The organism is Microbacterium sp. GbtcB4, assembly GCF_019091465.1.
Taxonomy (GTDB): domain Bacteria; phylum Actinomycetota; class Actinomycetes; order Actinomycetales; family Microbacteriaceae; genus Microbacterium; species Microbacterium paraoxydans.
Genome location: NZ_JAGXJJ010000649.1, coordinates 1 through 233, shown reverse-complemented (window position 1 = coordinate 233; position 233 = coordinate 1). Strand labels below are relative to the sequence as shown.

General features: G+C 73.8%; 1 pseudogene. It reads left to right on the top strand.

The features are described 5' to 3' along the window. Window positions 1-233: pseudogene (locus tag KVS71_RS19125) on the top strand (serine hydrolase); the annotation flags it as partial.

Below are 233 nucleotides of genomic sequence, written 5' to 3'. Positions count from 1 at the left end.
GTTCTCGGTCTCGTCCTCACCGGATGCACCTCCGAGGGCTCCTTCAGCTATACGCCGCCCGCGCAGGTCGACGCCACGCTGCCCGACGACACGGTCACGGCGCTGCAGGGCGCGGTCGACAACGCGCTCGCGGCCTCCGGGGCCAGCGGGGCGATCGACGGGGTCTGGGTGCCGTGGAGCGGCACCTGGGTCGCCGCCACGGGCACGCAGGACAAGGCGGAGGGTGGCGAGCT